The following is a 24,460-nucleotide window of genomic DNA, read 5'->3' on the forward strand; positions in this document are numbered from 1 at the left end:
CATGGCCGGCGCCAACCGCCTGGCCCTGTTCGACTGTGACGGCACGCTGGTGGACAGCCAGCACGCCATCATCGCCGCCATGGCGGCCGGTTTCGCCAGCCAGGGTCTGGCCCCGCCGCCTGATGAGGCGGTGCGGCGCCAGGTGGGCCTGTCGCTGGAGGTGGCCATCCTGGGCCTCCTGCCGCCAGGGGCGGATTTGGGGGCGGTGGCCGGCATCGCCGCCGTTTACAAAGGGGCCTTCCATCAAAACCGCGCCCACGGAGGGACGGTGGAACCGTTGTACCCCGGCTTGGTGGAGGCGCTGGACGCGCTGGAGGCGGCGGGCTTCCTGCTGGGAATCGCCACCGGCAAGTCGCACCGGGGCCTGGTCGCGACGCTGGACCATCACGGCCTGAACGGACGTTTCCTCACCCTGCAGACGGCGGATCGCGCGCCGGGCAAACCCGCCCCCGACATGGCCTTGCGCGCCATGGCGGAGGCGGGGGCCGATCCCGCCACCACCGTGGTCATCGGCGACACCAGCTATGATATGGAAATGGCGCGCCACGCCCGCGTGGCCGCGCTGGGCGTGGCCTGGGGCTATCACGCGCCAGCGGATTTGCTGGCGGCGGGGGCCGCCCATGTCTGTCACGATTATGCCGAGGTGCCGGCGGCGGTGGCGGCCCTGATCCGGGTTTAAGCCGGACCGGGGTTGAAGACGGAAATGCCTGAAGACGGGAACAGGGGTATGAAGCGGATTTACAAGACCGTGGCTGTGGTGCCTGGCGCGGCTGGCGGCTGGCAGGTGCTTCTGGACGCCCGCGTCCTGAAATCGCCGGCCAAGGCGGACCTGGTGCTGCCGACCGAGGCGTTGGCCCAGGCGGTGGCGGCGGAGTGGGAGGCCCAGGGTGATACCGTGGTGCCGGACAGCATGCCGATGATGCAGTTGGCGTCCACCTGCGTCGACCGGGTGGGGCCGCAACGCGCCGTCATCCTAGACAGCGCGGCGGCCTACGGCGGCACCGATCTGCTGTGCTACCGCGCGGCGGAACCGGCGAAGCTGGTGGAGCGGCAGGCCCGCGCCTGGCAGCCCCTGCTGGACTGGGCGGTCCTGCGCTACGACGCCCTATTGCACACCACCACCGGCATCATCCACCGCGCCCAGGACCCATCGGCGCTGAACGCCCTGAAGCGCGCGCTGGAGGAGCTGGACGACTGGCAACTGACCGGGGTGCAGAACGTCGTGGCGCTGACCGGGTCGCTCATCCTGGGGCTCGCCTTGTTCGAGGGCCGTATCGATGGGCATCAGGCCTTTGAGCTGGCGGAACTCGACGAGTCGTTCCAAATCGAGCGGTGGGGGGAGGATGATGAGGCCAAGGACCGCCGCCAGTCGCTGAGGGCCGACCTGCTTGCCAGTTTACGTTACTTGGACTTGCTGCGGGCTTGAGTGGCGGGGCGCAGAAATCATTGGAACTGGGCGGCGGTCGCCCCCTTATATGCGGTGCAATAACTGTTCAGCCCAGCACTTCAAGGACCCCGTTCCCCATGACCTTCGATCAGATTGAAGCCAAGATGCGCGCCTCGCTCAGCCAGTTCACCGGCCTGGGTGCCAAGGTGAAGTTCGACTTTGGCGCCGACGGGGCCCTGTTCCTGGACGCGACCAAGGTGCCCACCGTGTCGCGCGAGCCGGTGGACGTGAACACCACACTGAAAATCTCGCTGGCCGATTTCGTGAAGCTCAGCGACGGCAAGCTCAGCCCGACCCTGGCCTTCACCTTCGGCAAGCTGAAGGTCCAGGGCGATATGGGCGTGGCGATGAAGCTCGCCGGCATGCTGGATGATTGATCCCAGCGCGTCGTAGCTCACGACTGCGGGCGCCGGAGTCACGATCAAATGCCGCAGGTATGAGGCCGTGAAGATCCAGCCCACCGTCAGACGGGCTGGATCCCCTGGCCATAGGTAAACAGCGACTTGGGGTCGACCTGGGTCTTGACCGCCCGCAGCTTCGCGTAGTTTTCGCCGTAATAGTCCCGCTGCCAGTTCTTCAGCGATGCGTCGGGGAAGTTCTGGTAGGCGCCGACACCCTTCGCCCGGGCGCGGACATCGTCATAGAACCTTTGCTGCCAGGCCAGGTTCTCCTGCACCAGGCTGGGCGGGTCCTTCAGGGTCCACCAGTTGACTTCGCTGGAAAACAGCCAATCGTATCCACGGTGGACGAAGGCCGTATCACCGGGCTGAAGGTTGTTCACGGCCCCGCCCACCTGGAAGAACTTGAAAGCGGATGCCATGCAGGTTCCTGGCATGGCGTCGGCGAACGCCAGCATGGATGCCACCATCTCCAGCGTCAGATCGCTGGTCCGCAGGAAGGTCGACTGTTCCCGGTAGTAATAGGGGAAGGTCTCCTCCGCCAGGATGTCCTGGGCCTGCCAGTATGGCGCGCTCGGTTCATACTTGTCCTTCACCGCCTCGTCCCACAGCGGACCGAACAACTGGGGCACGTCGATGCCGGCATGGGCCTGGCCCATGGCGGATATGGTGATGCCGGTGCCGGCGGCCCGGGCCTGGCGGCTGGGCACCGTCACCGATATCTTGCTGCCGAAGCCGTCGGGCGCCCCCTGCAACCGGTGCAGCAGGTCGAACAGCACCTGCTCCAGTCGATCCCGCTTCAGGGACCAGTGCACCTCGAACACCGCGACGGTGGTGACGGGGAAGGTCTCCAGCGTGAAGCTGGTATTGACGCCGAAATTGCCGCCGGCACCGCCCTGGCAGGCCCACAGCAGGTCCTTGTCGGCATCGGCGCTGGCGTTGACCAGGGTGCCGTCGGCCAGAACCAACTCGGTTTCCCGCATCAGGTCCGACCCGATGCCCAGCAGCCGCATGTTGAAGCCGATGCCGCCCCCCAGAAGGAACCCGGCGGCGCCCACGCCATCGCAGCGGCCGTGGGTGACTGTGCGGCCCAGGCGCTCCAGCGCCTTGTAGACCAGGGAATTGACGGTGCCGCCGGATATCCGCACCAGACCGCGCTTCTCGTCCACCAGCTTGACCCCCGCCATGGGCGACATGTCGATCAGCAGCCCATGGGTGGTGGAATAGCCGGCGTAATTGTGGCCACCGGACCGCACGGAGAAGCGGGTGCCGGTCTTCTTGGCCCAACTCAGGCAGGCCATGACGTCATCGGCGGTGGAGCAGCGGGCGACGGCCGCTGGCCGTGTGGCATAGCGCAGGTTGTTGGGTCGGGAATAGTCGCCGAAGAAGGGGTCGTCCGGCAGCACCAGGGCGCCCTTCAGGGCCCGCGCCAGATCCACCCAGGCGCCCTTGCCGGGCAGGTGCGGCTGCGCATGCAGTTCCTCGCCCGGGTTGGCCAGCATCTGCTGCGCCCGCGCCGGCAGGCTGGCCCCCACGGCCAGGGCGCCCAACCCCTTGAGTATGGACCGCCGCCCCGTCGCCGTGTCGAATGCCCCCACCGCACATCTCCCCTTATCAGTGTATTGGATGGAGATTAATTCCACCAAATCGGCGCGCGGCGCAAGGGGCTTTCCCGCTGCGTGGCACCGGAGCCACTCACTGGCTTTTCAGGAACTCGATCAGGGCCAGCTTGTCGTCTTCGCTCAATGCCGGGCCGATAACGCCATTCTGGCCGACCGTGCCGTTGCGGAATTCATGTCCGCGGTTCGAGTTGCCCGCGAGCGTGGTGTCCAGCGTGAAGGTGCCGCCGGGGCAATCGTTCACGTCCAGGCCAACCTTTCCCGGGTCATAGGCGCGGTTACCCAGGCAGAAGCTCTTGGGCCTATCCTTCGCGGGATCGGAACCTAGCAACGCGTACAGCGAGGGCACCGACCCGTTGTGCAGGTAGGGTGGCACCGCCCAGATGCCGTTCAAGGGGCGGGCCTTGTAAACCGGGCGTGCCTGGATGCAATTGGGCCGGTTGCCCTTCAACGCGTCGCGCGTGTTCTTGTCCTGCGTCACTCCCTGATCGTCCAGATACTTCTTGACCACCATCTGGACGGAGTAGGCGAGGGCCGGGCCAAATCCCAGCTTAGTCTGGGGCTCGGATGGGTCGGTAAAGCAGAGGGTGCCCGGCTGCCAGCCCGGATTGCCGGCTTGGACGCCCAGGTAGGCTGGAACCGTCACCTGGCGCTGGAGCAGAACTTGCTCCTCCGCAGGGTCGGTGCCGACCTCGCTCTGGTCGATCAGGACGGCCTTCAGATAGCTCTCGCCATGCTCGTTCGGGGTGGTCCACAGGGTGGGCGCGTAGATCGCCTGATCCGGCGCGTCCATGGGCGGCAGATGGCAGCCCTGGCAGTACTGCGCATACAGCGCGCGGCCCTTGTCCCGCTTGGCGGCATCGATGGGGCCCAGCACGTCTTCCGGCCATTTGGGCGACATCAGGCCGTTGAAGCCCGTTACCTTGTTGTCACCGGCCGGGGTCAGGGGGTAGGGGCCCGCCAGCAGGTGTTCCATCGCGGAGATGGTGTCGACGGCGACGTTGGAACTCCACAGCCGGCCAGGATCATTGGCCGTGGTCAGGTTCATCAGGGCGTTCACGCCCATGGCCTCTCCCGCGTTGCGGATGACCGGCTGCAGGATGGAACCGTCGTATTGCGCCCAATCGACCCAAGGGACGTCCCAGATGTGCGGGAACTTCACCGGCGCATTCAGGGCGGCATAATTGCTGACCGCGTTGAAGCCGGGCGCGTTCGCCAGGTTCTGATAGAATACGGTGTTGCCGATGCGGTTCAGGGCGTCCAGTCGGTTGAAACCTTCCTGGATGTCGTTCTTGCTGACGGAGGCGACCGCGCCCGCGGCGTCCTTAAGGGTCTTCAGCACGGCGCTCAGTTGCTCGTGCAGCACCTTCTTGTCGGCGTCGCTGGCGTTCGGTCCCAGGACGCGCCCTGCGAAGTCATTGAAACGCCAGGGCAGCAGATCGGTCAGTAGAAGGGCCCCGCCCAGCGCGTCGGTGAACGTGCCCAGGTTCAACCCGGCGTTGGCGCCGTCGATGCGCAGACTGACACCCTTGTATTCCAAGTGCCCGGTGTGGCAGGCGGCGCAAGTGAAGCCAAGTTGGTCAGGCAGGGGTGTGCCGGTGGTGGGGTTGGTGACGTTCCGGGTGATGGCGAAGCCTACCGGCAGGCCATCGGGGTTGGCATCGTCCAACGCTTTTCCGTAGTTGGCGTATTCACCGCCGTCGACCGGCTGGGCGTAGCCGTATCGCGGGTCCGTCCACTGGCCGCCTTTCCCATTGGCCGAGAGGCCGCCGCCGGATGGCGGGCTGGGGATGAAGCCGAAACCTGTCAAATAGGCGTCACGCGCCAGCAGTGGGGGTTGCCCCCAAAGGGATAGCCGCGGTTCCGCTAGGGAAATGAACCACTTGTATGGAATGGGCAGCGTCGATGTGCCTTGGCTGGCGTGGTGGTACCAGTACCGGTCGGCCGAGCGCCAGTTCTGGTTCAGCCAGCGGGCCTCCTTCACCGGTTGGGCCGGCGGCAGGGTTGGCGACAGCTTGTTCCAGATGGGCCGGATATAGACGTAGCCCCCCACGACGACGATCGCCACGACCGCTGCCAGCACCACTTTCCACCAGGATTTCATATCGTCCGCCCTTGGTAGAGAAAAACTCGCACAGAACAATTTTAAGTGTTATATCATAATCGGACGCATTGGAAGATAGTTTGCCCTTCTTAAGGGTAAAACATTTGCCGACAAACCTAAGAGACCCCCAATGACCGCCCTCTCCGATCAGTTCCTGCCCGCTTATGACGCGGCCCCCACCCCGCAACAGAAGTTGCAGCTACTGCTCCTGTGGGTGGCCCAGAAGCCCCTGGTGCTGTTTCAGCAGTTGCGCGACCAGCGGCCCATTCTGGCTGTTCCGGGCGGGCCGGTGCTGCTGACCCTATGCGCCGACGTGCAGGAGGCGCTGTCGCGGAACACTGTGTTCACCGTCCGCCCCTACTTGCCCAAGATCGATCCGTCGGTCGGGCCATTCATGCTGGACCATGACGACACCGTCTATAATCAGCGCGACAAGGGCATCCTGCGGGCCTTGATCCAACAGATCGACATGCCGGGGGTGCGCCGGACGGTATCGGCTCTGTCGCAAAAGGCCATAGCCAACGGGGCATCGTACGACGGGCGCCTGGACTTGGTGACTCAGGTCACCCGCCCGGTTCCGGTCGGGCTGACCGGGGCCTATTTCGGCTTCCCTGGGCCGGACGTGACAACGATGCTGAAGTGGTCCTACGCCACCCAGTACGACATGTTCCACAATCTGAGCGACGACCCCACCATTCATGCCGCCAACCTGGCGGCGGGGCAGGGGATGAAGGACTATCTGTCCACGTTCCTGCCGCAAAGGGCGCGACAGGTGGCCGCCGATCCACAAATCGATGACGTCGTCGCCCGCCTGTTGCGCCTGGTGACGCCGCCGCAGATCGGCTTTGACATGGCCCGCATCATGACAAACACCATGGGGCTGTTGGTCGGTGGGATTGAGACGACATCGGCTGCCACCGTCCAGGCCATCGACCAGATCCTAGACCGGCCTGCCGTGTTGGCAAGCGCGCTTCAGGCGGTGCTGGCTGATGATGACACGGCCTTCGATGCCATTTTCTGGGAGGCGTTGCGCTTCAATCCCATCAATCCCTTCGTGGTGCGCCTTTCGGTCGCGCCCTATGTCATCGCCGGCGGAACGCCGCGGGAAACGACCATTCCGGCCAACACCTTGGTCTTCTGTTCCAACGCGTCTGCCATGCAAGACGCCGCCGCCGTTCCCCAGCCGGGGAATTTCATTCCCGGCCGGCCTGGCTACGTCTACATGCATTTCGGCTACGGCGCGCACCTTTGCCTGGGCGACCAGGTCAGCCTGCAGCAGGCGCCAGAGATGGCGAAACAGATCTTCAAGGCGGGGTTTACCAAACGCGCCCCTGGCACTGCCGGCCAAATCGACTTTAAGGGAGGGCCGTTCCCGGAATCCTTCACCCTCTTACGTTAAGAGGGAAAGCCCGCCGTGGCCTCAGCGCTTCAGGCTCAGCCACACATTGTGCCCGTCGTGGAAGACGCTGACGTCCACCGCCTCGCCGGCCATCAGGTCGAGGGGGCGGCGGGGCAGGTAAAGGCCCAGCTGCCAGCCGGAGGCCTCGCCGGGGTTGAGCGGGCTGTTCTCGAATTCCACCCCGTCCCATAGCTTCAGCCAGATCCATTGCAGCAGGCCGACACAGCGGCCATCGGCCGTGACCGGCAGGGACAGGTGGCCGTGCCAGCTTTTGCCCGGCGAGGGATCGGTCAGGTCGACGCTCAGCGCCTGGAACGGCTCCGACAGCGGCCGGAACGGCACCGCCCGTTCCAGACGGACGGAGCGGGGAGCCAGGCGGTTGAACGCCGCGAGGTCGAATCCACAAGCCTCCTCCACGAAGAAGTTCCGCTCCAACGTCCGGCTTTCGGCCAACAGGGCCCGCACGCCGCCGGCCTGGGGGATGACGCGCGCGTCGGGGGCCAGCAACCGGTCCTTGGCGTCGCGCACCGCCGGCAGCACCCGCTCGGACAGCAGATCGCTGGACAGGATTTCCGAGACCAGCAGATCGGCCGGACGCGGCAGGTCCGTGCCCACGGTCACCGCGCTGGAGGGTTTGGCGATGACGGTGACGCGGTCGCCATATCCGTTGGCGGCGATGATGGCGCGGGCCGCTTCCGCGATGGTGGGGTCGGCCTCGCAGGTGTACACGTGGGCGGCGCCGGCGCGGGCCGCCATCATCGCCAGCAGGCCGGAGCCGGTGCCGATTTCCAAGACGATGTCCCCGGGGCGCACGGCGGCGGTGAGGGCCGCCTCGTAAGCCGCGTTGCGCTCCGTATCGTTCATCATCGGCAGGTGCCAGCGGGGCATCAGCGCGGTACGCAGCTTGTTCAGCTGCAATTCCGCCTCGATGAAGTCCGGCTTCAGGTCCAGGGCGGTCTCGGTATGCGCCACCGCCTCGGCGATTCGGCCCAGGTCGCGCAGCGCCGCCGCCAAGTTGAAGCGGCTTATGGGGTCATCCGGCTCGGCCGCCACCGCGCGGGCGAAGGCGTCCGCCGCTTCCTTGGCGTGGCCCAGCTTCTGATGGCAGAGTCCGATGTTGAAGTCACGCCCCCGCCAGGTGGGGTCCAGGCTGATGGCCTTGCGGAAGGCCTCCAGCGCGTCCTTCCACTTGCCCAGATGCTTGCACACCGTGCCCAGGTTCCAGTGCACGGCCGAGGCGCGGGGCAGCAGGCGGGCGACATCGCGGTAGACCGCCTCCGCCTCCGCCCAGCGGCCCTGGTTCTGATGCTCCACGCCTTGGGCGAACAGGGCCTCGGGCGGAATCGACGGGCTGGCGGCGGGCGGCTTGGTCGGCTTGGCCATGGGGCAGGGGGGCTTCCGTTGGGGAGTGCGGTCAGGTCAGGGCTTCAGGCTGCGGCCGAAGCGGCTGGTCCAGTCGCCGCCCGGGCAGGCGAGGGCGCCATCCGCCCTGCACAGATGATTGGTATAGGCGGTGAACTGGGCGCGCGCCACCACCCGGTCCAGCGGCACGAAGCCCAGCTCGGGATAAGGGAAGCGGCTGTCCTGGCTGTTGTCGCGATTGTCGCCCATGAGGAAGACATGGCCTGCGGGCACGGTGTAGACCCCGGTGTTGTCGGCCGGGCCGTTGTCGCTGCGCTGAAGCACGGCATGGCGGGCGAGGGTGCCGTCGGCGGCCGGCAGATCCTCCACATACTCCGTCACGTGCACGGTGCGGCCGTGGTCATCGCGGTAATCATAGGCGCCGGTCTCATGCCGGGCTATCACCTGGCCGTTCAGCACCAGCCGCCCGTGGACCAGTTGCACCGTGTCGCCCGGCAGGCCGATGACCCGCTTGACCAAGGCATCCGGCGCGCCTTCCGGCTTCAGCACGACGATGTCGCCCCGTCGCGGCAGTTGGGGCAGCAGGCGGCCGTCCGCCGTGGGGATGCTGCCCTCCGGCAGGGTGAAGTCCGGCGAATACCGGCTGTAGCCATAGGCGTACTTGGCGGTGACGAAGTGGTCGCCCACCGCCAGCGTGGGCAGCATGCTTTCCGACGGCACGTAATAGCTGCCGAAAGCGAAGGCCCGGAAGGACAGCACGCAGACAGCCCAGATCAGAATGAACCGACCCCATTCCAGCATCGCGCGCCGCATCGTTCCCTCCACCCATGGTCGTGCCCCTCGGGGCCGGTGCGCGCGATGATGCCGAAGGGCGGGACGCCTTGTCCATCGTGCCGTTGGCGGGATGAGCCTGCCCGCGAGTCGGCTTCACGCCCAAAGGCGATTCCGCCTGCGGGCGATCTGCTCTATACCCGTCGCCGTTCCTCTTCCTTGCCAGCGGAGCCCCCATGGCCGACCCCAGCAACCGCGTCGCCACCCATGTCATGCTGCACGGGCGGGTGCAGGGCGTTTACTACCGCGGCTGGACGGTGGAGCAGGCGTTGGACCTGGGGCTGGACGGTTGGGTGCGTAACCGGAGCGATGGCACGGTGGAGGCGCTATTCGCCGGCACGCCGGTGGCGGTGGCCGAGATGGTCGACCGTTGCCGCCGCGGCCCCACCCACGCCGTGGTGACCGAGGTGGTGGCCAAGCCCGGCACCGATCCCGGCGCCATGGGCTTCCACAAGTTGCCGACCATCTGAAAGTAAAAGGCCGCGTCGCCCCAAGGGGCGGCTCGCGGCCTTGATCGCTCTTCCGGCAGGGGGCGGGCTCAGCTGGCCGCCTGTTGCTGGGCCTCGTTGGGATCGCGCAGAACATAGCCACGGCCCCAGACGGTCTCGATGTAGTTGGTGCCATCCGTCGCCTGGGCCAGCTTCTTGCGCAGCTTGCAGACGAAGACGTCGATGATCTTCAGTTCCGGTTCATCCATGCCACCGTAGAGATGGTTGAGGAACATCTCCTTGGTCAGGGTGGTGCCCTTGCGCAGCGACAGCAATTCCAGGATGCCGTATTCCTTGCCCGTCAGGTGCAAGGGCTGGCCGGAAACCTCCACCGAGCGCGTATCCAGGTTCACGGTCAATGGGCCGGTGCGGATGACGCTTTCCGAATGCCCCTTGCTGCGGCGGACGATGGCCTGCATGCGGGCCAGCAGTTCGCGCTTGTCAAAGGGCTTGGTTAAATAGTCGTCCGCGCCGAAGCCCAGGCCCTTGAGCTTGGCGTCCAGCTCCGTCAGGCCGGAAAGGATGAGAATCGGCGTTGTCACCCGGGCCGACCGCAGGCGCCGCAGCACCTCATACCCGTCGATGTCGGGCAGCATCAGATCCAGGATGATGATGTCGTAGTCATACAGCTTTCCGATTTCCAGGCCATCTTCGCCCAGATCGGTGATGTCCACGATAAAGCCTTCGGATTTGAGCATCAATTGGATGCTCTTGGCCATCGAGGGATCGTCTTCTACGACCAGTACTCTCATGGGCGTCTTCCCTGAAAGAGGTGTAGTCTCTAGGACGCGGGCTGTTAACTGCCGACTAGGTTAACAGATGCCGCGGCATTATGCTACGCGGGTAAGGCTATCCTTTAGCTATCTCACCCGTTGTGGACGCAAGACCGGTCCGCCCTGGGCGACAGGGTCGCGTTCACAGGTAATGGCTTGATAACACCCGATGTTAGGGCGACGACACCGACCATGATGTACGATCCCCGCCTACTGATCCCCGAGATTGAGGCGCTTGCCCCGTTCAAGATATTCGGACGGGTGAGTTCGGTGCTGGGCATGCTGGTGGAGGTCGGCGGGGTGGAGCGCCGCCTGTCCATCGGCGGGCGCTGCCGTGTCATCTCGCGCGGCGGCCGTCCCGTCCCCTGCGAGGTGGTGGGCTTCCGCAACGGCAAGGCCCTGCTGCTGCCCTACGGCACGCTGGAGGATATCGGTCTGGGCTGCAGGGCGGAGGTGGCGGAGGGCCAGCCGGAGATCAGCCCGACGCCCGCCTGGCTGGGCCGGGTGATCAACGCCCTGGGCGAACCGCTGGATGGCAAGGGCCCCTTGCCCATCGGCCCCGTCGGCAACCCGATCAAGGCCGCCCCGCCCCAGGCCAGCACGCGCAAGCGGGTGGGGGCGAAGATCGATCTGGGCGTGCGCTCCATCAACACCTTCCTGTCCTGCTGCCGGGGGCAGCGCATGGGCATCTTCGCCGGTTCCGGCGTGGGCAAGTCGGTGCTGATGTCCATGCTGGCGCGCTATACCGCCGCCTCGGTCACCGTCATCGGCCTGATCGGTGAACGCGGCCGCGAGGTGCAGGAATTCATCGAGGACGACCTGGGGGAAGAGGGGCTGGCGCGCAGCGTGGTGGTGGTGGCCACCAGCGATGAGCCGCCGCTGATGCGCCGCCAGGCCGCCTACATGACCTTCGCGGTGGCGGAGCATTTCCGCGACCAGGGCCAGGACGTGCTGTGCATGATGGACAGCGTCACCCGCTTCGCCATGGCCCAGCGCGAGATCGGCCTGTCGGCGGGGGAACCGCCCACCACCAAGGGCTATCCCCCCACCGTGTTCGCGGAGCTGCCGCGCCTGCTGGAACGGGCCGGTCCCGGGGCGGGCGACGGCACCATCACCGGCCTGTTCACCGTGCTCGTGGACGGCGACGACCATAACGAACCCATCGCCGACGCCGTGCGCGGCATCCTGGACGGCCACATCGTCATGGAACGCCGCATTGGCGAGCGCGGGCGCTATCCCGCCATCAACATCCTGCGCAGCGTCTCGCGCACCATGCCGGACTGCAACACGGATGAGGAGAACGCCCTGGTCATCGCCGCCCGCCGCCTGATGTCATCCTATGCCGACATGGAGGAGATGATCCGCCTGGGCGCCTACCGCCGGGGCAGCGATCCGCAGGTGGACCGCGCGATCGAGCTGAACCCCCATATCGAGGGCTTCCTGCGCCAGGGCCGGCATGAACGCAGCGACCTCGCCACCGGCTACGCCCAGCTTCAGGCCATCCTGAACGGCGCCCCCTGGCCGGTTTGAGACCGGCACGATCCTAAGTCATGAAGAGCCTGAAGACCCTGATCCGCCTGCACAAGAACGAGGTTGACGACAAGCGCCGCCACCTGACGCAGTTGCGTGAGCATGACGACCAGCTGGCCGCCCGGCGCCGGCAGTTCGAGGCCCAGGTGGAGATGGAGCGCCAGCTGTCCGGCACGTCGGTCGACATGGCCATGGCCTTCGCCAACTACATTCCCCAGATCAAGCTGCAGCGCAACGCCCTGGAGCAGGCCCGGCTGCAGCTGGTCATCGCCATCCGCCGGGCGGAGGAGGACCTGGCCCAGGCCTTCCAGGAACTGAAGCGCTTCGAACTGGCGGAGGAGGAGCGCATCCGGCAGGAAAAGGCCGAACTGGCCCGCAAGGAATCCATGATGCTGGACGAGGTGGCCGCCCAACGCCACACCCGCCAGCAAGGGGAGGGCGGGTCAGGGGAGGAGTAGGCCCGCTGTCCGTCTCATACCAGCGGCACGAGATTCTGACTGGTGCCGCTGTAACCCGCGACTGCGGGCGCCGGAGCTTTCCGGGAAGCGTAGCGGACTGGATGGTCGCGCCCGGCGATTGAGGGACGGCAAAATGTCGTCGGTATCAGTTGAAATCGTCGGGATGCGGGCCCAGCCGGCCGTGGGGATCGTCCAGGCCGGCGATGGCGGCCTGGTCGGCCTCGTCCAGGCGGAAGTCGAAGACGGCGATGTTCTCGCGGATGCGATGCGGGGTGACGGATTTGGGGATGACGCCCAATCCCAGATCCAGATGCCAGCGGATGACGATCTGGGCCGGCGTGCGTTCATGCTTACGGGCGATTTCGGCCAGCGCCGGGTGGTCCAGCAGGGTGCCCTGACCCAGGGGACTCCACGACTGGGTGACGATGCCGTGCCGCTCATGGAAGGCGCGCAATTCCCGCTGCTGGAACCGGGGGTGCAATTCCACCTGGTTCACGGAGGGCACGACGCCCGTCTCCTCGATCAGCTGGGTCAACTGCGCGGCGGTGAAGTTGGATACGCCGATGGAGCGCGCCTTGCCGCTTTCCCGGAGCGCGATCAGGGCCCGCCAGATTTCCAGATGGCGGCCCTGGTTGGGAATGGGCCAATGGATGAGATAAAGATCGACGGCGTTCAGCTCCAGCCGCGTCAAGCTGGCATCCAGGGCGGCGGCCGGCGCGTCGGTGCCGTGGCCGTCGTTCCACAGCTTGGTGGTCACGAAAACCTGGCTGCGGGGAATGCCGGTGCTGCGCAGTCCCTGGCCCACGCCCGTCTCGTTGCGGTAGAGGGCGGCCGTATCCACCAGCCGGTATCCGGCCTCCAGCGCCATGCCCACCACCGGGCCCGCTTGGCTGTCCGGCGTTCGCCAGAGGCCCAGGCCCAGCTGGGGCATGGCGCGGCCGTCGTTCAGCATCAGGGTCGGCTGGTCGGTCATGGGTCAGGTCCACTGTCGGAAATCCGGGGGCATTAACCAAAGTGGGACGCCGCCGGGTTCAGACAAGGGGCCTATAGCCGGCTGCGTTAAATCGGAACCGCAGCCGGCTATAGCTGAGTCTGTCCGCGAGCAGCTTCACGCCCAAAGGCGATTTCACCTTTGGGCGATCTGCTCTAGATGCGGGTGATGGGGCCCGCGCCGGCACCGCCAGTGGGGGCGATGGCATGATCGACCCAGCCGTGGGCGCCGGTCTGGAAGGACAGGCCGCCGCTGTAACCCACGGCGGCCAGGCTGTTGCTGTAGATGCCGTGCAACTCCCGCGTCAGGCTGGTGGGCAGTAGCTGACGGGTGCGGATGACCAGGTCGAAGCGACCGGTCCAGATCAGGCCGTCCAACTGCATGGGCCCTAGCTGTGACAGGTGCAGGTCGATGAGGAAGCGGCGCAAGGGCCGGGCCCGGCCGGCGCGGGCGGGGCCGCCTTCCTCCTCATTCCCGTCCTCGTCGTTGATGGCGCGGACGTGCACTTGCAGTCGCCCGACCTCGTCCCCGAAGGGCACGGCGTAGGTGCGCCATCCTTCCTTGTTGGGTTCCGAGGCCTGGGCCGCGATGCTGCTGAAGTCGTCCGCCAGGCGGGCGGACAGGCGGCCGCGTCCCGCCTTGCCCAGGGTGGACATGGCCTCCGATCCCAGCCAGCCGCCGGCGTCGCCACCCCGCAGGGCCGCCAGGAAAATGACCAGGGTTTTGGTCAGCTGCGGCGTGGGGCGGGGCAGGATGCTTTCGATCAACTGGCGGGCCAAGGCAGGGTTGGCGGCGGCGATGACGGCCAAGGCCTCGCGCAGGGCCGGCCAATCCCGCCCACGCGCCGGATCAATGGGGGGCGGTGGCGCGTCCAGGTCCGCCACCGGCGTGGCGGCGGGCGCCAAATCCACCTTGGTGCCCAGGGGCAGATCGGTGCGGGCGTGCAGCAGGAAGGTGCCCCTGGGCGTTTCCACCACCGGCTGGCCGGCGCGTGTCAGGCCCACGACGGTGCCGGGCACCGTGGGGGCGACGCCGGGCCGGATGGCGGGGTCGGTGACCGGATCCTCCGGCGGCAGGATGCCGGGGGTCGGTGATTCCCCCATGCCTGGATGATCGGCGTCGGGCGGTTGGATGGACACCAGGGTGAAGCTGACGGTCTGGACGGGCGCCGGGTTGGCGGCCGCGCGCAGCGGGGTGGCATAAGCGACGGCGGCCGGTGCCGCGCTTGCCGTCGGCCCCACCGTCGCCGATGTCAACTCGGCCGCCTGCGGAGCGAGGGCGCCAGGCAGTAGGGTGGCCGCTGGAGCCATACCCGTGGGCCTGGCCGTCGGGACGCCCAGGACGGAAGGGGAGCCGCCGCCCAGGGCTGAGGGCGGGCCGGCCTGGCCGGTGGAGACGCCCGGTACCGAACTGGCCAGCACCGAACTGGCCAGCACCGAACTGGCCAGCGCGGGAACGACCGGCGCGTTCATCCGGGGGACCGGGGCGGCTGGTGAGGTGGAGGGGGCGCCGGCGGGCGCTGGGGGGGGCGCCGCCGCTTGCCCCGATGCCTGGCCGGATGGCGGTGGCGTGACGGCCGGGAGGGGGGAGAAGGGCGCGGCGGTTCCCGACGGCAGGCCCGTGCGCACAAAGCTGGGGCGGGTGTTCAGGAACAGGCTCCCGGCGACGAAGGGCGCATCATCCCCAGCGGATGGCATGATGCGCGGCGCTGGTGCGCCGGGGGCTTGAGCGGGCGCCGCGCCGCCAGCCTTGGCACCCAGGTCCGGCAGGAAGCCCGGTTGGCCCAGGGCGGCCAGCCGTGTGGCCGCCTGGCCGAGGGGGGCGGCGGCGGGTGGTGGTGGGGTGGCGGCCGCCGAAGACGGGGATGGCGGGACGGTGGGCGCGGGCGCCCCATCCCGTGGGGGGGCGCCGCCGGGTGCCGCCCCCGCCCCGGGTGTCGCCGACGGTGGCGGGGACGCGGGGTTCGATGCGCCGCCCGGGGCGCCCGGCGCGGCTGGCGCCGGTGCGGGGGTGGGTGTCGCCGTGGGACTTGATAGCGGTTGTTCCGGCGTGTCCGGCGCTGGCATCCAGGAGGACAGGTCGGCCGGAACGGCACGGGCGGTCTGCGTTTGCGCCGCCAGCGGCGGCGCGATATCGGGCAGCAGGTCGGCCAAGGACGGCGCGGCATTGCCGCCGGGGGCGGCCGGCGCCGCGCTCGCCGTTTGGCCACCCGTGGTGGGGGGCGATGATACGGCGGGCGTGCCGCCATTGTCCGTGGCGGTTCCCGGCTGGGGCGTGGGTGTGGGCTGGCTGGCGCCGCCTTGGGTGCCGGACGGTGACGCGGCCGTTGTCGGGCTGGGGGCGGGTTGGGTGGGGGCTGGCTGGCTGGGGGGCTGACGGTCGTCTGTCAGGTCCGGCTGGTCGCCGGTGTCACCCTGGGCGCGAACGATCAGACCCAGCCCTTGGCCCTGGCTGACGTCGGACGGGGGCGTCGCCGTCGCGACCGGGCCGGAGGCTGTCGCGTTGCCCGCCGGCGCTGGGCTCAGCAGCACAGCCGCCAGGGTGGTGCCCACCTGCAATACCGGCAGGGTGGCCGCCGGGCCAGCGGTCTGCGTCTGGGCCGCCGCCGTCTGAACGGCCGCGCCGCCGGCGGTCTGGCCGGTGGCTTGGCTCGCCGACTGCGCCAGCGCGGTGGCGGTCAAGGCCGCGCCGCTGGTTTGGGCGGGGATCTGCAGTGTCACCGGCCGGTCCGTGGGCAAGGGCTGGTCGCTGCGGACCTGCACGTCGCCGGCGGCGGTGCGCAGCGTGGCCTGGTCCCCCCGCTGCTCCGTCACCATGCCGCTGACGGCCAGCGCGCGGGCCAGGCCGGTCAGCTTGTCGGGCAGCTGGGTCACCGTCACCTGGCCCAGGACGGTGGGCGCCGCCCCGGCGCTGGCGCCGCTGGTCGGGGCAACGACGGATGGGGTCTGGACGCCGCTCATGGCCACGGTCTCCGTCCTGTACGGTGAGACCTCCGCCCGTTACCGTCCGCCCCGCCGCCGCTGGCCACGCCGGATCAGCCGCCGAGGTTCAGTCGATTGGCCACCGCCTCGATGTCGTGCGCGGCGTCCGAGGTGGGGAAGCGCACGAAGAGGGGCGACTGGTTGCGGATGGCCTCGCGCACCTTGGCGTCGCGGCGCACGATGCCACCCAGCTTGGGCGACATCTTCAGATAGCGCTGGCAGACGGTCAGCAGCTTCTCATACGTCTTCTCGCCCAGCGAGCGGCTGTCAGCCATGTTGATGACCACCCGCAGATCGGCCATGGGGTTGGCCTGATAGCTGAGCTTCAGGAAGGCGTAGGCGTCGGTGATGGAGGTCGGCTCATCCGTTGTCACCACCAGGGTGGTGCCGGCCGGGCCGGAGAAGGTGCGCACCATGCGGTCCACGCCGGCACCCAGATCGATGACCACCCAGTCATAGCTCTTGGCGACATCGGCCAGTTCCGTCCGCAATTGGGTCAGGCGCGCCGGGGGCAGGTTGGCGAGGCTGCCGGAACCGGAGCGGCCGGCGATGATGTCGAAGCCGCCCTCGGGGAAGCGCTGGGCCGCCCCCTGCAGGGTCACCATGCCGTCGATCACCTGGCCCAGGTCGCGCTTGGGCATCAGGCCCAGCTGGATGTCGACGTTGGCCAGGCCCAGATCACCGTCGAACAGCAGTGTGCGCTTGCCGGTGCGGGCCAGGGCGTGCGCCAGCGTGACCGAAAAGAAGGTCTTGCCCACGCCGCCCTTGCCGCTGGCGACCGCCAGGATGTTCTGGCGTCGCAAGGGCATCACGTTGTCGGCGGCAAGCGCGGCGGGCACGCCGGCCGGGGAGAGTAGGTCGTTCATGCGTGGGTCCCCGTTTGCTTGGCGCGGCGTTCGCTGGTCTCTGAGCCGGGCATCATCAGGCGGGCGAGCGAAGTGGGTGAAAGCGGTGTCAGGCCATCGGCGGCGCGCGGGCTGGCGCTGGCGTCGCACAGGGCGAGCCCCGCCTCATGCGCGGCGGTCAGCATGCTGCCCAGACGCCGGGCCATGTCGAGACGGGTGGTCAGCAGGCGCCGGGCACCCAGGGCGCGGAAGGCGCGGGCCATTTCCGCGGCCTCCACCGGATCCATGCCGGCAGGCATCACCAACACCGGCTCGATGTCGGCGGCCACCAGGAAATCGCGCAAATCGTTCAGGTCGGCCTGATTGTAGGGATTGCGCCCAGCGCTGTCGACCAGCACCTGTTCGGCCCCCCGCTGCACGTCCAGCGCGTCGGCCAGGGCCAGCGGATCCTCCACCGTCATCAGGCGCAGCTTCAGGACGCGGGTGAAGGCCGCCAGCTGGTCGATGCCGCCGGCGCGCACGGTGTCGGTCGAAATGACCCCCACCGGCCGGCCCTTCAAGGCCGCGCGGGCGCACAGTTTCGCCACCGTCAGCGTCTTGCCGGCGCCGGGCGGCCCCACCAGCATCAGCGGCTTGGGGAAGCGGCCCTCGGGCAGGGGTTGGAAGGCGAAGACGGATTCCAGGGCCGCGGCCAGCAGGGTCTGGGCGTCCTTGGCGTCGAAATCGGCGATGCTGTCCATCAGCCGCTGGTTCAGGTCGGCCGGCAGGCCGTGGCGGAACAGGATGTCCGTCACCTGGTCGGCCGGGTTGGGGGCCATCGGGTCGTGATAGCGGTCGTTGAGGGAAGCCATGCCGGAACCGGGGATGGACTCCTCCACCGCCGCCGTCACCCGGACGCCGACCCCTTCCTCCTCGCGCGTGGCGACGATGATGGCGTCATCCCCCAGCACCTCCCGCACAAGGCGCATCGCCTCGCCCATGGTTGGGGCGTGAAAGGACTTCAGCCGCATGATTGTCCTGCCCTAGGGGCCATATCCACTCCACCTCCCCACAGGGGCCCACCCCCTGCGGGACCCTGCCACCGGCGCCGCGCCGGCTGCACCCGCCGTCGCGGCCTCTCGAAACCCTGGCGCCGGACCTGATGGGCCGGCTTCGCCTGACGATTTCCCCTCGGGCGCATGCCCCCATCGTGCGCCCAACCGGCGCGGATGATGGGAGCCTGTCTGCCGCCCAGTGGACAAATACGTCAAGGTAAGGATGGCATTTTATCAGTACCGTTGCATCAGCGATCAGGGTGCGGGCGCAACACTTACCCGCCAGCGTGCTTTTTACGCCGCTTATGCTTAATTTTACGTTAGCTAAAATGCACGGCAATGCCCTTTTAAGGTCCCCCGCGCCGGCGGCATGCCCCGCTTAGACCTGTCCCAGCGTCTTGATCTTGGCCTTGGGGTGGATCTCATTTTGCGACATGACGGCGGTGGCCGGGCGGAATCGCTCGATGATGGAGCGGACGAAGGGCCGGATGCCCGGACTGGTCAGCATCACCGGCGACTCACCCATCATGGCGTGGCGGTCATAGGTCTGGCGAACGGCGGTGATGAACTGCTGCAGGCGCGAGGGCGCCATGGCCAGGTTGCGCTCGTCGCCTTCGCCCACGATGGACTCGGCGAAGGCCTGTTCCCATTCCGGCGACAGGGTGATGAGGGGAATGTAGCCCTGGTCGTTGGTGTGGTTGTCGGAAATTTGGCGGGCCAGGCGGGCGCGCACGTGTTCCGTGATCTGGGTGATGTTGCGGGTATAACCCGTGGCCTCCGACACGCCTTCCAGAATGGCGGGCAGGTCGCGGATGGAGATGCGTTCGCCCAGCAGGCTTTGCAGCACACGCTGCAAGGCGCCCACGCCGATCTGGCCGGGGATGACGTCGGCCACCAGCTTCTGCTGTTCCTTGGTCAGTTCGTCCAGCAGCTTCTGCGTCTCGGCGTAGGACAGCAGGTCCGCCATGTTGTCGCGCACCACCTCGGTCAGGTGGGTGGTCAGCACGGTGGGCGGGTCGACGACGGTGAAGCCCTTGAACAGCGCCTCCTCGCGGTACGCCGGTTCGATCCACATGGCGGGCAGGCCAAAGGTCGGCTCCGTCGTCACCTCGCCCGGCAACTGGATGGGCTCGCCCCGGGGATCCATGCACAACAGCATGTTGGGGCGCACGTCGCCCCGGCCGGCCTCGATCTCCTTGATGCGGATGACGTAGCTGTTGGGCGGCAGCTGCAAATTGTCCTGGATGCGCACGGCCGGCATGATGATGCCGATCTCGCTGGCCAACTGGCGGCGCAGGCCCTTGATCTGGTCGGTCAGGCGATGGCCGGCGTCGGTGTTGATCAGCGACAGCAGGCCATAGCCCAGTTCCAGGCGGATGAGGTCGATGGCCAGGGCGGAGGAGATGGGCTCCTCCGGCGCTGGGGCGGGCGGGCCCCCGGGTCCCCCGGGGGCGCCCGGGGCGCCGCCGGCCATGGCCTCGGCGGGCTGGTCGCCCCGCGCCTTGCGCAAGCGGGGCAGGTAGTAGGCGCCGGCGAACAGGGCGATGGCCAGGGAGATGAAGGGCAGGAAGGGCAGGCCCGGCAGCAGGGCCAGGGCGCAGAGCAGGAAGGCGCTGAGGCCCATCGCGGCGGGATAGAAGCTCAGCTGCCCGAACAGCGCCTTGTCGGCCGACCCGGACGAACCGGATTTCGACACCATCAGGCCGGCGGCCAGCGAGACGATCAGCGCCGGGATCTGGCTGACCAGGCCGTCGCCGATGGTCAGCTGGGTGTAGGTGGCCCCGGCCTTCAGGAACGACATGTTCTTCTGGCCGACGCCGATGATCATGCCGACAACGACGTTGATGAAGGTGATGACCATGCCGGCCACGGCGTCGCCGCGCACGAACTTCGACGCGCCGTCCATGGCGCCGAAGAACTGGCTTTCCTCTTCCAGTTCGCGGCGGCGCTTCTTGGCCTCGCCCTCTTCGATCAGGCCGGCCGACAGGTCGGCGTCGATGGCCATCTGCTTGCCGGGCATGCCGTCCAGGGTGAAGCGGGCCGCCACTTCGGCGATACGGCCGGAACCCTTGGTGATGACGGTGAAGTTCACCATCACCAGGATAGCGAAGACCGTCACGCCGATGATGAAGTTGCCCCCCATGATGAAGCCGCCAAACGCCTGGATGACGTGGCCGGCGGCCTGGGTGCCTTCATGCCCGTGGCCCAGGATCAAGCGGGTCGAGGCCATGTTGAGCGCCAGGCGCAACATGGTGGACACCAGCAGGATGGTGGGGAAGGAGCTCATCTCCAGCGGTTTCTGGATGCTGAGCACCGTCATCAGGATGAGGACGGAGAAGGTGAAGGAAACGGCGAGCCCGAAATCCAGCAGGAAGGTGGGCAGGGGAATGACCAGCATGACCAGGATGGTCACGATGCCCAGCGCGAACAGAATCTCCGTCCGCTTCAGCAAGGCTGGCCCGGCCGTGCGCGCGCTCCCGAGGAAGGTGGCGAGCGGATTGTTGCCGGAGGCCGCGGTCTGGTCAGCCATGGTCTCTCTTTCCGGTCCCGGTCAGGGGGCCGATTATATCGCCGCCCGGTCCAACTCACCGCCCGCCGGCGGCGGAACGGCCACGCCCTCGTCACCATACTGCTTCAGCTTGTTGCGCAGGGTGCGGATGGAGATGCCGAGGATGTTGGCGGCATGCGTCCGGTTGCCCAGGCAGTGGCTGAGGGTGTCGATGATCAGGTCGCGCTCCACGTCCGCCACGCTGCGGCCCACCAGGCCGGCCGTGCCCGAGGCGCCGGGGTCGACGGACGAGGCGGGGTACGCGGCCGCGGTGGCGCGGGCGGCCACCGGGGCGACGGCGCTGTAGCCGGGTGCCGCCGGTGCCGGTTCGGCACCGGTCAGCAGGATGGCGTCGGTGCCGATCTCCGTCCCGCGGGACAGCAGCACGGCGCGGTGCATGGTGTTCTCCAGCTCACGCACATTGCCGCGCCAGCGGTGCCCCTTCAGCAGGGCCATGGCTTCCGGCCCCACCGTGCGTTCCGGCAGGCCGTTGGCCTCGGAATACTTGGTGGCGAAGTGCTGGCAGAGGACGGCGATGTCGGCCGGGCGTTCGCGCAAGGGCGGCAGGATCAGGTTCACCACGTTCAGGCGGAAGAACAGATCCTCACGGAAGCGGCCGGCCCGCACCTCCTCTTCCAGAAGGCGGTTGCTGGTCGCCAGCACGCGGATGTCCACCTTGACCGGCTGGGTCCCGCCCACCCGGTCGATCTCCCGCTCCTGGATGGCGCGCAGCAGCTTAGCCTGCAGGCGGATGTCCATTTCCGAGATTTCGTCCAGCAGCAGGGTGCCGCCGTTGGCCTCCTCGAACTTGCCAACGCGCCGCGCCACGGCGCCGGTGAAGGCGCCCTTCTCGTGGCCGAACAGCTCGGACTCCAGCAGGTTTTCCGGGATGGCGGCGCAATTGACCGAGACGAACACGGCGTTGGCCCGGCGGCTCTTGCGGTGGATGTAGCGCGCCATCAGCTCCTTGCCGGTGCCGGACTCGCCGGTGATCAGCACACTGGCGTCGCTGGGGGCAATCTGGTCGGCCAGGCGCAGCACGCTGGCCATGGACGGGTCGCGGCTGACGATGGCGTGGCTTTCCTCCGCCACCGCCTCCAGCACGGCGGCGATCAGCTGCGCGTCGGGGGGTAGCGGGATGTATTCCTTGGCGCCGGCGCGGATGGCCTTCACCGCCGCCTGCGCGTCCGTCGCGACACCGCAGGCCACCACCGGCACGGTGATGCGCTCGGCCTTCAGCGCCTCGATCAGCATGCCGACGTCAAGCTTGACGTCGATCATCACCAGATCGGCGCCCTGGCCGCCGCGCAGGGCGTTGAGCGCCCCGCCGATGCTGTCGGTGTGCGCGACCTTCGCGCCCTTCTGGAGCGCGATCTTGCCCGCCGCCGTGATGTAGCCTTCCAGCGTCCCTACGATCAGCAACCGCATCGCTCACAACCCTTTCAAACCAGGGCGCCCCACATGGGCGGCGCCCTATTCGCCCCTAGTGTCAGTCGTAATGGCTCAGCCGCAGTTCAGGCGGCAGAACCGTGTTCATCATCATTTCCAGCCGGCGCGGATTCTCCTGCCGGGCGATGGAGATGGCGCCCAGCATGAACAGCGTGTCCACGATGGTCTGGGCGTCGGTGTTGCGTTCCAGCTTCCCGGCCAGCGGCGCCAGCGCCATGTTGCCCACCAACGCGCCATAGAACGTCGTCAGCAGGGCGATGGCCATGGCGGGGCCGATGGCGGCCGGGTCCTGAAGGTTGCCCAGCATCTGCACCAGGCCCACCAGCGTGCCGATCAGGCCCATGGCCGGCGCCACTTCCGACGCGCGGCGCAGGACGGCGGCGGCGTGGCGGGAGCGGGCCTGCTGCGCCTCGATCTCCGTGCGGAGGATGCGTTCCACATCCTCGGCCGCGATGCCGTCCACCACCAGTTCGATGGCGCGGGCCTGTAGGGGCTCCACACCCTTGTCCTTCAACAGCGGCTGCAGGGTCAGCGGGCCGTTGCGCCGCGCGGCCTCCGCCATCTGCAGCACATAGCCCGAAACGTCGGCCATGTCGGAAACCGGCCGCATCAGGGCCCGCGTCAGCTGGCGGCGGCAGGCAGTCAGGTCTTCCCGCGCGAAGGAGACGATGGTGACGGCGATGGTGCCGCCCACGACGATCATCAGCGACGGCACGTTGATGAAGGCGCGGGCATGCCCGCCGAAAGCCAGGGCCGAGAATACCAGGGCGAAGCCGGCCGCCAGGCCCAGCACGGTGGTCAGGTCCAGCCCATGACGTATCCGCACCGGTTCCGGCAGCGGGGCGGACGCGGGATGGGGAGCCCCCTTGGCCTCGTTCGCCGCTTCCGGCGCCGGCACCGGCGCCGCTGCTGCCGCGCCCGTCCGTCCGCCGGGGGCGGCGGCGCGCAAGGTTGGGGAAGGGGGACGGGTGTTCACCGGGCTCTCGTCTCTTGATGCTGGTCTGGATGCTGGCGTCTTCGGCTTTAGGCGGGGGTTCGGGATCAGGTGCGCTCGGACTTGATGATTTCCGTCATGGTCACGCCCAGGCGGTCTTCCACCACCACCACTTCGCCACGGGCGACCAGGCGGTTGTTAACGTAGATGTCGATGGCTTCACCCACCTTGCGGTCCAATTCCACCACGGCGCCGCGGCCCAGCTTCAGCAGCTGGCTCACTTGCATGGTGCATTTGCCCAGCACGGCGGAAATCTGAACCGGGATGTCGTAGACGGCCTCCAGGTCTTTCACGATCGGGGCGCCATCGGCGTCCATGCCTGTTTGGCCGTCGAAATCGTCCAGGCTCATCGCTTCCCTCGTTTCTCAACCCCGGGGCCGCAGGCCCCGTCCATGTTCCCCATAACACAGTTCCCCATAACACAAGGGGGGCATCGCATAACACCCTGGCCCGACAAGGCCTATTCGCACGACGATATCCGTCGGGGCGTCACTCCGCCGCCGCGCGGCCATCCTCCAGCGGCCGGCCCAAATTGCCGGCGATGCGGTCGATCTCCGCCCACAGCGCCGCCACGTCGCGCTCGGCGCCGCCATCACCCCAGTCGGCCTTGCAGTCCAGCTCGCCCGCGCGGGGATCGGCCACCACGGCGACGGAACCGGCGAAGCCCTGGCGCGCCGCCATGTCCTCGATCTTTTCCTTGATGGGGGCCAGCCAGTTCTCATGCACCCGCACCAATAGGCGCGGTTCGTCCGACAGCTCCGCCAGGAAGGAGGACACCGTCGCTTCCACCTCCACCAGGCCGTGGCGCTTGACCATCGCCGGGAAGATCTTGCGGACGATGGCCAGCGCGATCCGCACGGTGTTCTGCGACCGCAAGGCCCGGGCCTGCGTCTCCGCCTGGATCAGCTGGGCGACACTGCCCTGCAGCTGGCCCAGCACGTGGGCCAGCGCCTGCGCCGACTGGTCGGCGCCGGCCGCCATGCCCTCGGCGTGGCCCTGGGCGTAGCCCGCCTCGCGGGCCATGCGCACCTGTTGCTGCAGGTCGGCCAGGCTGAAGGTCGGTTCCGGCGGCGGCGGGGGTGGGGGCGGTGGTTCCGGCGGCCGCTCCGGCATCGGCGGCGGCAAATCCTCCGCCACCTCGACGCGGCGGCCCTCGGGGTCGAAGGAATTGTCGAACAGGAACCTGCGGATGTTGGTCATAGGCTCACG

The 24,460-nt window shown here is 68.0% G+C and carries 21 protein-coding genes; 7 read left to right on the forward strand and 14 right to left on the reverse strand.

What is annotated here, in order from left to right; all coding sequences use genetic code 11:
* Nucleotide 1: 1 nt before the first annotated feature.
* The 3 genes from FHS74_RS02835 to FHS74_RS02845 all read left to right on the forward strand — a co-directional run bounded on the left by FHS74_RS02835 (nucleotide 2) and on the right by FHS74_RS02845 (nucleotide 1,824).
* The gene (locus tag FHS74_RS02835) at nucleotides 2-679 is read left to right on the forward strand and encodes an HAD-IA family hydrolase (RefSeq protein ID WP_184797177.1); all 678 of its coding nucleotides are present in this window, start codon (nucleotides 2-4) and stop codon (nucleotides 677-679) included.
* Between the two features lie 48 nt (nucleotides 680-727).
* Nucleotides 728-1,426, forward strand: coding sequence for an ATP12 family chaperone protein (locus FHS74_RS02840; protein ID WP_184797178.1), 699 nt, complete (start codon nucleotides 728-730; stop codon nucleotides 1,424-1,426).
* A 98-nt stretch (nucleotides 1,427-1,524) separates the two neighbouring features.
* Nucleotides 1,525-1,824 (forward strand): SCP2 sterol-binding domain-containing protein, encoded by a 300-nt coding sequence (locus FHS74_RS02845; RefSeq protein ID WP_184797179.1) that lies wholly within the window; start codon nucleotides 1,525-1,527, stop codon nucleotides 1,822-1,824.
* A gap of 86 nt (nucleotides 1,825-1,910) precedes the next feature.
* Here FHS74_RS02845 and FHS74_RS02850 read toward each other — a convergent pair whose 3' ends face one another.
* Nucleotides 1,911-3,443, reverse strand: coding sequence for an FAD-binding protein (locus FHS74_RS02850; protein WP_184797180.1), 1,533 nt, complete (start codon nucleotides 3,441-3,443; stop codon nucleotides 1,911-1,913).
* A 97-nt stretch (nucleotides 3,444-3,540) separates the two neighbouring features.
* Nucleotides 3,541-5,568 (reverse strand): di-heme-cytochrome C peroxidase, encoded by a 2,028-nt coding sequence (locus FHS74_RS02855; RefSeq protein ID WP_184797181.1) that lies wholly within the window; start codon nucleotides 5,566-5,568, stop codon nucleotides 3,541-3,543.
* 130 nt (nucleotides 5,569-5,698) lie between these two features.
* Here FHS74_RS02855 and FHS74_RS02860 point away from each other — a divergent pair, with 130 nt between their 5' ends.
* The gene (locus tag FHS74_RS02860) at nucleotides 5,699-6,967 is read left to right on the forward strand and encodes a cytochrome P450 (protein WP_184797182.1); all 1,269 of its coding nucleotides are present in this window, start codon (nucleotides 5,699-5,701) and stop codon (nucleotides 6,965-6,967) included.
* Between the two features lie 21 nt (nucleotides 6,968-6,988).
* Here FHS74_RS02860 and FHS74_RS02865 read toward each other — a convergent pair whose 3' ends face one another.
* Nucleotides 6,989-8,350: a tetratricopeptide repeat protein gene (locus FHS74_RS02865; RefSeq protein WP_184797185.1), complete on the reverse strand. Its 1,362-nt coding sequence runs from the start codon at nucleotides 8,348-8,350 to the stop codon at nucleotides 6,989-6,991.
* Nucleotides 8,351-8,386: 36 nt separating this feature from the next.
* Complete coding sequence (lepB, locus tag FHS74_RS02870) at nucleotides 8,387-9,142, reverse strand: signal peptidase I (protein WP_184797187.1); 756 nt, start codon at nucleotides 9,140-9,142, stop codon at nucleotides 8,387-8,389.
* 194 nt (nucleotides 9,143-9,336) lie between these two features.
* On the opposite strand from lepB, the gene FHS74_RS02875 reads away from it, so the two are divergent.
* Nucleotides 9,337-9,630: an acylphosphatase gene (locus tag FHS74_RS02875; RefSeq protein WP_184797189.1), complete on the forward strand. Its 294-nt coding sequence runs from the start codon at nucleotides 9,337-9,339 to the stop codon at nucleotides 9,628-9,630.
* Nucleotides 9,631-9,698: 68 nt separating this feature from the next.
* Here the strand turns inward: FHS74_RS02875 and ctrA are convergent, their stop codons facing one another.
* Nucleotides 9,699-10,400 carry a response regulator transcription factor CtrA gene (gene ctrA / locus FHS74_RS02880; RefSeq protein WP_184797190.1) on the reverse strand — a complete coding sequence of 234 codons (702 nt, stop codon included), beginning with the start codon at nucleotides 10,398-10,400 and terminating at the stop codon, nucleotides 9,699-9,701.
* A 213-nt stretch (nucleotides 10,401-10,613) separates the two neighbouring features.
* On the opposite strand from ctrA, the gene fliI reads away from it, so the two are divergent.
* Together fliI and FHS74_RS02890 are read left to right on the forward strand one after the other, a co-directional pair.
* Entirely contained in the window at nucleotides 10,614-11,951 is a 1,338-nt protein-coding gene (gene fliI / locus FHS74_RS02885) for a flagellar protein export ATPase FliI (protein ID WP_184797192.1), read from the forward strand.
* A 20-nt stretch (nucleotides 11,952-11,971) separates the two neighbouring features.
* Nucleotides 11,972-12,409 carry a flagellar FliJ family protein gene (locus FHS74_RS02890; protein WP_184797194.1) on the forward strand — a complete coding sequence of 146 codons (438 nt, stop codon included), beginning with the start codon at nucleotides 11,972-11,974 and terminating at the stop codon, nucleotides 12,407-12,409.
* A gap of 145 nt (nucleotides 12,410-12,554) precedes the next feature.
* Here FHS74_RS02890 and FHS74_RS02895 read toward each other — a convergent pair whose 3' ends face one another.
* The 9 genes from FHS74_RS02895 to FHS74_RS02935 all read right to left on the reverse strand — a co-directional run bounded on the left by FHS74_RS02895 (nucleotide 12,555) and on the right by FHS74_RS02935 (nucleotide 24,451).
* Nucleotides 12,555-13,382: an aldo/keto reductase gene (locus tag FHS74_RS02895; protein ID WP_184797196.1), complete on the reverse strand. Its 828-nt coding sequence runs from the start codon at nucleotides 13,380-13,382 to the stop codon at nucleotides 12,555-12,557.
* Nucleotides 13,383-13,555: 173 nt separating this feature from the next.
* A complete protein-coding gene (locus tag FHS74_RS02900; RefSeq protein WP_184797198.1) occupies nucleotides 13,556-16,360 on the reverse strand; it encodes a hypothetical protein in 2,805 nt (934 codons plus the stop codon).
* A 74-nt stretch (nucleotides 16,361-16,434) separates the two neighbouring features.
* Nucleotides 16,435-17,247: a MinD/ParA family protein gene (locus FHS74_RS02905; RefSeq protein ID WP_246462863.1), complete on the reverse strand. Its 813-nt coding sequence runs from the start codon at nucleotides 17,245-17,247 to the stop codon at nucleotides 16,435-16,437.
* Complete coding sequence (locus tag FHS74_RS02910; RefSeq protein ID WP_184797200.1) at nucleotides 17,244-18,236, reverse strand: flagellar biosynthesis protein FlhF; 993 nt, start codon at nucleotides 18,234-18,236, stop codon at nucleotides 17,244-17,246. Before FHS74_RS02910 ends, FHS74_RS02905 begins: the two co-directional genes overlap by 4 nt.
* Nucleotides 18,237-18,639: 403 nt before the next feature.
* Entirely contained in the window at nucleotides 18,640-20,790 is a 2,151-nt protein-coding gene (gene flhA, locus FHS74_RS02915; RefSeq protein ID WP_184797202.1) for a flagellar biosynthesis protein FlhA, read from the reverse strand.
* A 33-nt stretch (nucleotides 20,791-20,823) separates the two neighbouring features.
* Entirely contained in the window at nucleotides 20,824-22,236 is a 1,413-nt protein-coding gene (gene flbD, locus FHS74_RS02920; RefSeq protein ID WP_184797204.1) for a sigma-54-dependent transcriptional regulator FlbD, read from the reverse strand.
* A 61-nt stretch (nucleotides 22,237-22,297) separates the two neighbouring features.
* On the reverse strand, nucleotides 22,298-23,233 hold the full coding sequence (locus tag FHS74_RS02925; protein ID WP_343066841.1) for a motility protein A: 936 nt from the start codon (nucleotides 23,231-23,233) through the stop codon (nucleotides 22,298-22,300).
* Between the two features lie 65 nt (nucleotides 23,234-23,298).
* Nucleotides 23,299-23,601: a flagellar motor switch protein FliN gene (gene fliN / locus FHS74_RS02930; RefSeq protein ID WP_184797206.1), complete on the reverse strand. Its 303-nt coding sequence runs from the start codon at nucleotides 23,599-23,601 to the stop codon at nucleotides 23,299-23,301.
* Between the two features lie 139 nt (nucleotides 23,602-23,740).
* Entirely contained in the window at nucleotides 23,741-24,451 is a 711-nt protein-coding gene (locus FHS74_RS02935) for a FliH/SctL family protein (protein ID WP_184797208.1), read from the reverse strand.
* Between the last annotated feature and the right edge of the window lie 9 nt (nucleotides 24,452-24,460).

Source organism: Nitrospirillum iridis (assembly GCF_014205765.1).
Classification (GTDB): domain Bacteria; phylum Pseudomonadota; class Alphaproteobacteria; order Azospirillales; family Azospirillaceae; genus Nitrospirillum; species Nitrospirillum iridis.